The sequence below is a fragment of the Phaeobacter sp. CECT 5382 genome (genome assembly GCF_001457775.1).
Taxonomy (GTDB): Bacteria; Pseudomonadota; Alphaproteobacteria; order Rhodobacterales; family Rhodobacteraceae; genus Pseudophaeobacter.
Genome location: NZ_CYSG01000015.1, coordinates 76,170 through 82,169, shown reverse-complemented (window position 1 = coordinate 82,169; position 6,000 = coordinate 76,170). Strand labels below are relative to the sequence as shown.

General features: G+C 53.0%; 7 protein-coding genes and 1 pseudogene. 6 read left to right on the top strand and 2 right to left on the bottom strand.

What is annotated here, in order from left to right; genetic code table 11:
* Nucleotides 1-692, top strand: a 692-nt coding sequence (locus tag PH5382_RS15100) for an IS1380 family transposase (protein WP_156414925.1), incomplete at its 5' end; no start/stop codon positions are given.
* 11 nt (nt 693-703) lie between these two features.
* Here PH5382_RS15100 and PH5382_RS19810 read toward each other — a convergent pair.
* Nucleotides 704-844 carry a hypothetical protein gene (locus PH5382_RS19810; protein ID WP_156414924.1) on the bottom strand — a complete coding sequence of 47 codons (141 nt, stop codon included), beginning with the start codon at nt 842-844 and terminating at the stop codon, nt 704-706.
* Between the two features lie 68 nt (nt 845-912).
* Between PH5382_RS19810 and PH5382_RS15095 the strand changes: the two genes are divergently transcribed.
* From PH5382_RS15095 to PH5382_RS19525, 4 genes and pseudogenes are all read left to right on the top strand, one after another.
* Nucleotides 913-1,443 (top strand): hypothetical protein, encoded by a 531-nt coding sequence (locus tag PH5382_RS15095; RefSeq protein ID WP_058335226.1) that lies wholly within the window; start codon nt 913-915, stop codon nt 1,441-1,443.
* A gap of 45 nt (nt 1,444-1,488) precedes the next feature.
* Nucleotides 1,489-1,881 (top strand): hypothetical protein, encoded by a 393-nt coding sequence (locus PH5382_RS19805; protein WP_156414932.1) that lies wholly within the window; start codon nt 1,489-1,491, stop codon nt 1,879-1,881.
* Nucleotides 1,882-2,234: 353 nt separating this feature from the next.
* A complete protein-coding gene (locus PH5382_RS15090) occupies nt 2,235-2,690 on the top strand; it encodes a hypothetical protein (RefSeq protein ID WP_156414931.1) in 456 nt (151 codons plus the stop codon).
* A gap of 28 nt (nt 2,691-2,718) precedes the next feature.
* Nucleotides 2,719-2,865 (top strand): annotated as a pseudogene (locus PH5382_RS19525) (H-NS family nucleoid-associated regulatory protein); the annotation flags it as partial.
* A gap of 387 nt (nt 2,866-3,252) precedes the next feature.
* Here the strand turns inward: PH5382_RS19525 and PH5382_RS15080 are convergent.
* Nucleotides 3,253-5,100 (bottom strand): type IV secretory system conjugative DNA transfer family protein, encoded by a 1,848-nt coding sequence (locus tag PH5382_RS15080; protein WP_058335223.1) that lies wholly within the window; start codon nt 5,098-5,100, stop codon nt 3,253-3,255.
* A 248-nt stretch (nt 5,101-5,348) separates the two neighbouring features.
* On the opposite strand from PH5382_RS15080, the gene PH5382_RS15075 reads away from it, so the two are divergent.
* The gene (locus PH5382_RS15075) at nt 5,349-5,951 is read left to right on the top strand and encodes a hypothetical protein (protein WP_058335222.1); all 603 of its coding nucleotides are present in this window, start codon (nt 5,349-5,351) and stop codon (nt 5,949-5,951) included.
* Nucleotides 5,952-6,000: the final 49 nt, after the last annotated feature.

The following is a 6,000-nucleotide window of genomic DNA, read 5'->3' as shown; positions in this document are numbered from 1 at the left end:
TCATCGCGCGATATGCGGATCGTCACCTGATGCGGTTCTTCCGGGGGGATGCTGCGTTCGCCATCCCGGAGCTATACAAAACTCTGGAACTGGAAAACTATTTCTACGCCATCCGCCTTCGGGCCAATCGCGTTCTTCAGGGCAAGATTGCGCATCTGCTCAAGCGCCCTGTGGGTCGTCCGCCAAAAGGCGTGAAGCGCATCTACGGCGACTTCCAATATCAGGCGGCATCTTGGGACAAACCTCGTCGTGTCATCGCCAAGGTGGAATGGCATCCCAGCGAGTTGTTCCCGCGCGTGGGCTTCGTGGTCACCAACATGCCGATGGAACCCGACTGGATCATCCGCTTCTACAACCAACGCGGCACCGCCGAGCAATACATCAAGGAAGGCAAGCAGGCGATCAACTGGACCCGTTTGTCCTGCAAAGGCATGGCGCAGAACGAGGTGCGGCTGCAACTCCATGCACTGGCTTACAATATCGGTGCCTTCCTACAGGGCACTGATCTACCTGATGAGATAGCCGACTGGTCACTGACAAGCCTGCAGACGCGATTGATCAAGATTGGTGCGAGGGTTGTGCGTCACGCCCGTGCAATCACCTTCCAACTGGCCGAGGTGGCTGTCAGCGGCGATCTGTTCAACCGCATCCTTGCGGCCATACATCGGCTGCGCGCACCGCCGGTTCCCTAATGACAACATCGTTAATCATAAAACCTGAACAAAAGCGGCTCAACCGGTCTATCCATACGGGGGTCGGTCAGACCAATATCCGGATCAACCTCGCCCCCGAGACCGGAAATCGGGCGCAGTTCGCGCGTCAGATGCCCGAACAACGGCACCATGGGTGCAAGAGGCTTGATAGGAGCGCAGAACAGCGGCAAGGTGGGCGGGAGGACGTTCTACTTGGGGAATGTCAGTTGAGTACTTTCTAAGAATAAGGAGAACAAACCACGCGGGCGTCATAGAAGTTAGAAACTTCCTAGACTACATAATCTACAATTTATTATATAACGTAGTTGCCCGTGTCTTGTTGATTTCCATGTTTCTTTTGGGTGGATACTTTACTCTTGCGGGCATGGCAGGAGCAGACTTCGAGGAAGATGAAAATCTCGTAACAGTCATAGCATCGATATTCTTCTCTTCAACAGAACGCGAAACTCGCGACGCCACTACAAACATCTCTTACTCTCACTTCATAAACAGCAATCAAGCGACACGATTTGCTCAATGGTATGGAACCTCGAAGGACGCCCAGCCTTTCCACGAAACAGCAAAGGGAACCTGCGTAGAAGTGATCGAAGAGTACCATACAGGGCGAGTCAAAGTTGCTTACCATTTTGACTGGGACAGAAATACTGTTCTCGCTCCTGAATACCTGTCAAAGATAAAGTCAGATCAGTCGTGTGACTTCTCAACTGGACGCTTGGTCTCAATACCATAGTCATAAACTATTGTAAGAAAGCAACGAGATGCAGAGGTTGAGCTGGTGAAATTTACCATTATTTCAATAGGGTATATTATTTCCTTATTCGTCGGATGGTTCGGCTGGCAGTTGTCAGCTGCCTATGGTGGATATCTTTTCGTAGAGCACGATCTGGGAAGTCAATCTGGATGGCTTTGGTTTTTTTCAACTACATTGGTATGGGGGTGCTTAATCTACGGCCTGATTGCTGCCGCTTTCTTTCTCGTCGTCTATGCAAAAATCGCTAGGGAATTCGATGTAGATTTGGGCCCAGAAACTCGACATGGTGGAGTGATCACTTTGATTTTGATTTGCTCGTCTTTGGGGTCATGCGCAGGTACAATTGCCGGTCTTCCTGACAATCCAGAAACAGAATTCCTCTATAAACCCGTACTTGAAAGCGAAATGTTCAATTAATCACCGATTCGGCCCGCGCGCTCGGCGGGTGGAACGTTTAGCAATGCGTTTTTTCTGCTTCCCCGATTTCTTGGCGTTCATGCTCCTGCTAGCGCACAAAATCTCGGTGCAAGTCAGCCTTGCCGATAATCGCCCGCACGACGCCAATGGATTTTCCGCATTTCTGGGACAATGAAAATCGGATGCGAGTCATCAACGCAGCATCAAAAACGGCCAAATTTTTTCGCAGTCGGTTGAATGCGCCCCGCCAGATCGGTTTATAGTGGTCTCGCCGATGAAAAAATTAGACTACAACCATCAGACTGGGAGGTTCAAACATGGGCCCACTAATCTTTGCTATACCAGCTATGATAATGGCACTTATTGGTATCGTTGTGTACGCAACTTTTGGACTGCTGTTTGGGGTGTTTGCTACGACTAGTGCGGCGGGGCGGCTTGCACCAAGTAAGATCGGGATGACGCTTGGAGTGGGATTTCTTAGCTTTGTTGTTAGCAAAGCTATGCTTGGGTCGGGAGAAAATGGCTATGAAAACACAATTCTATTTGTTGTTTCACTACTGATCGGTTCATTTGCGATGCTCTTCTTTGCGGTTGTTTTCGCGGTCACTTCTCGTCGCGAACAGCCACAGATGACATTCAAGGAACAAGAGTTCGTTGACGCACAGATCAAGAGTGACGTCGAGGTTGGCGGATGGGGACTAAGAAAGTCTTCCTATAGCGACAACCAACACCTAAAAGCACGAGAGAAACACAAAAGACGCCAAAGGGACGCACGGCTTACTTCGCAACACAACACATTTTCTTGGTAGTGTGAAGTCTAGTGTCCTGCATGGCGGTAGAACCCGTGAGGCCGGAGCCAAAGCCCCGGCCAAGTATGCCAACCCAACAGACCCAACCCAAACCTGGAGCGGACGTGACCGCAAACCAGCATGGGTTCATGAAGCCTTGCAGGCCGGGAACAGCATTGACGATCTGACAATCTGAATTCGGATTTGTCGGCTGTTTCTATCGCCCTCTTGAGCGGTCTTTGTCTGCTGCGTTGCGCGCTGCAGATTTGAACTCCTTCTTTGCGTCCCCCGTTTTGCCAAGCGAGAACCGCTTGGCCGGGGCGGAAGGTTTTGATCCTGATAACCCCTGGCGGATACCCATCGCACCGCCAGGCGCGAGGTTTGGCGCGGGTGTCTTCTTTGCAAGCTTCGGCTCCAGCCTGGGATGGGCGTTGTCCTTATCGCGCAGGGGTGCGTCTTTGGCAGCGAAGTTGAACGGCTTGCGGCTTTGCTCAGTCAAGATGATCTCCGGTGGTGTGAAGGAAAATGGCGGCCCTGAGGCCGCCATTTGTAGTCATGCGGCAGATGCTTCCTGCCTGGCGATTTAGATCACCTCTGTGACGGCCTCCTCTGCTTTGTCCTCTTCCGGGGCGGCATGCAGGTTGGCGCCCCTGTCTCTGAGGCCCTCTTCCTCAAACCAGGGTGACTTCTCTGCAATCAACGGCGGCATGTTCTCAATGAACACCAGCTGCTTGTCCTTGTGCATCCGCATCAGCTCATCTGGGTAGGCCAACTTGCGCTGAGAGGCCGCAGTGGTGTCAGTTGAGGTGGTGCTGTCACTGGTGGTGATGCCGCCCTGCCCATGGCTGGTGCCAAGGGCACGAGATACGGCGGAACTCAAATTCCACACGGTGGTCTCCCCGCAGAGCGCTGAGAAGTACTTTGCTGTCATCTCGTCACTGGAGCCGAAGTAGTTCAGCATACCGGTATTGGAGATGAAGCTCTGCCAACCCTTGCCATAAATCCGCTCCAGCTGGTTGAGATCCTGAACAATACCCCAGATCTGCAGGCTATAGCCTGCCATCAGCCCATAGGCCTGTTCGATCATCGAAAGCCGCCCCAGGGCTGCCATTTCATCCAAGATGAACAGCACTGGCTTTTCCGGGCGCTCCTCAATGTTGCGGGCATTCACCGTCAGGGATTGTTGGATCAGCAGCCGCAGCCAGGGCGCGAAGGTGGTGAGACGGTCCGCAGGCAGCACCAGATAGATAGTCATCGGTTTGCGCTTTAGGTCTTCAAAGCGAAAGTCAGACTTGGACAGGTTCTCCTGAATGCGGGCGCTGTCCAGGAAGTGGGTGTGGGCCTGCGCGGTGGTGATTACGCTGGAGAGCAGCTTTTCTTCTTTCTGCAGGCAGCGTGATCCAGTGCTGGCGACGATGTGGTGCTGTGAGTTCAGCATCCGGGTGAACAGGGCCTGCTGGTCCTCTCCGTCCAGTAGGGTCAGCTCACGTACCCGTGTCAGGGTGCGCTGTCCGTCTTCTTCGGGATCGGTGGCTACATAGAGGATCAGCCCTTGCAGGAAGGCGGTTGCCTCCTGATCCCAGAAGGCCTCGCTGCTCTGACCTTTCACCACCAGGGCATCAGCCAGGATCATGGCGTTCTCCGTTATATCCACGTCACCGGGTTTGAGCCAATCCAGTGGATTGAAGCAGGCCGCATCAAAGCCTTTGACATTGGCGATGTTCCAGGGATCGACGATTTGCACGTCCTGTCCCATCGCCATGCGGGCGGCTGCGGTGATCTTGGCGTTTTCCCCCTTTGGATCGATGATCACGGTGGAGCCGTTGTAGGTCAACAGGTTCGGGATGATCTGGGTGGTGCCTTTGCCTGAGCGGGTGGGGGCAACCGTCAGGCAGTGACGGTCACCTTTGTAGGTGACGGCCTGCAGGATGTTGCCGCTGATGACGTGACCGAGGCGGATGCCACCAGTGCCCAGGACATTGTGTTCTTCAAGGTCTTGGATGTCAGCCCAGCGGCTGGAGCCGAACGTGGTTGGCACAGCACCCAGCGCCTTGACGGCCCGGCCAAACCAATACCCAAGGGCTGCGCAGAAGCCGACGATGGACAAGAGCCAAGTGGTGCTCCAGCCAAGCAGGTCGTTGGAGCCGATGGCAATCAGCAGCGCAATGGCGATCAAAGAAACAGTAAGGATCTGCCGGAACTCTCTGGCTTGGGGAGAGAAGAACCATCCGATGGCAAAGCCAAGGCTAGTAGACCCGGCCATCATCACGATCCGGATGAAGGCCATTTGGTTTTCATAGTCTTTGGTGCTGTAGCCGTTGTAGGCCCCATAGTTGTTGTCGAACAGCAGCTGGGCCGCAGCTTCAGTAACCGGCAGGCAAAGCGCTACCATCACGGCCAAAAGGGCCGCGTGTTTTGTGTGTCGTGTCATGACACTCTCCTAGTTTAGGGTTGCAAGTGTCAGGGACGTTAAGAATGAAAAATGCCCGTTTCACGGGGCAGGCGACGGGTATTTAGGGGTATCCGGGGTAGATCCGTAGAAGACGGAAGAGTTGACGCCGGGCAAGGAAAAGTTTGCTCGGTGCAAGCAATATGTAGAATTCTCCATATAGATGACTCGTCCAGCCAACAGATATCAATGCGAAAAATGGCAAAGGTACTGCACAAGGGAGAAGCAAGTTGGCGGAAGTTGTGGATCATGGGTTTTCTATCGAAACAAGTGAAGATGGCTCGGTCACCCGCCTAAAAATGGGCGGGGCTGGAATTGGTGGTGGAGCCTTTTTCGGCTTTGGTTTTGCCGGGCTGCTGATTGGAGCGTTATTGGCCCTGGCAGCTCAAAATGGCGTGGTGTTCTTTCTCATTTTCGGCGGCTCCATTATAGTTGCTTGCCTCATGGATGCGAACCGAAAGCAGCAGTATGAGTTTGAAGTTACGTCTAGCGCTGTCCGGCTTCCAAATGGCAAAGAGTACAAAAAGTCAGATATTTCGGAGCTTTTTGTCAAAAACAGTTCGGGACAAAATACCCAATCAGCAAATGTAGAAAGTGGAACAATAATCGTTGGTGGATCGGGTGTGACCGGGGCTGCAGTGGCTGGAGCGGCTGTTTTAGGTAACGCATCAAAGCAGATGGGTGCTGCCGCAGGGCAGGCGATTTCAGATTCACTGGCACAACGCGGATATTCGGTGGCTATCCGCCATGGTCGAAAAGTTATAACTCTTGCCAACCATCTCAAGCAGGATGACGCAATGTCACTGTTTAACAAAACCTCAGAGTTGTTGTGATGAACGTTTCGTTGAATAGTGCATCAATTCCTAGCTGCAAAAGAGGCAG

Excerpts from the sequence above, each read along its gene's own strand:
- PH5382_RS19810 (WP_156414924.1), bottom strand. The coding sequence starts at position 844 with ATGGTGCCGTTGTTCGGGCATCTGACGCGCGAACTGCGCCCGATTTCC.
- PH5382_RS15095 (WP_058335226.1), top strand. The coding sequence starts at position 913 with ATGTCAGTTGAGTACTTTCTAAGAATAAGGAGAACAAACCACGCGGGC.
- PH5382_RS15090 (WP_156414931.1), top strand. The coding sequence starts at position 2,235 with ATGGCACTTATTGGTATCGTTGTGTACGCAACTTTTGGACTGCTGTTT.
- PH5382_RS15080 (WP_058335223.1), bottom strand. The coding sequence starts at position 5,100 with ATGACACGACACACAAAACACGCGGCCCTTTTGGCCGTGATGGTAGCG.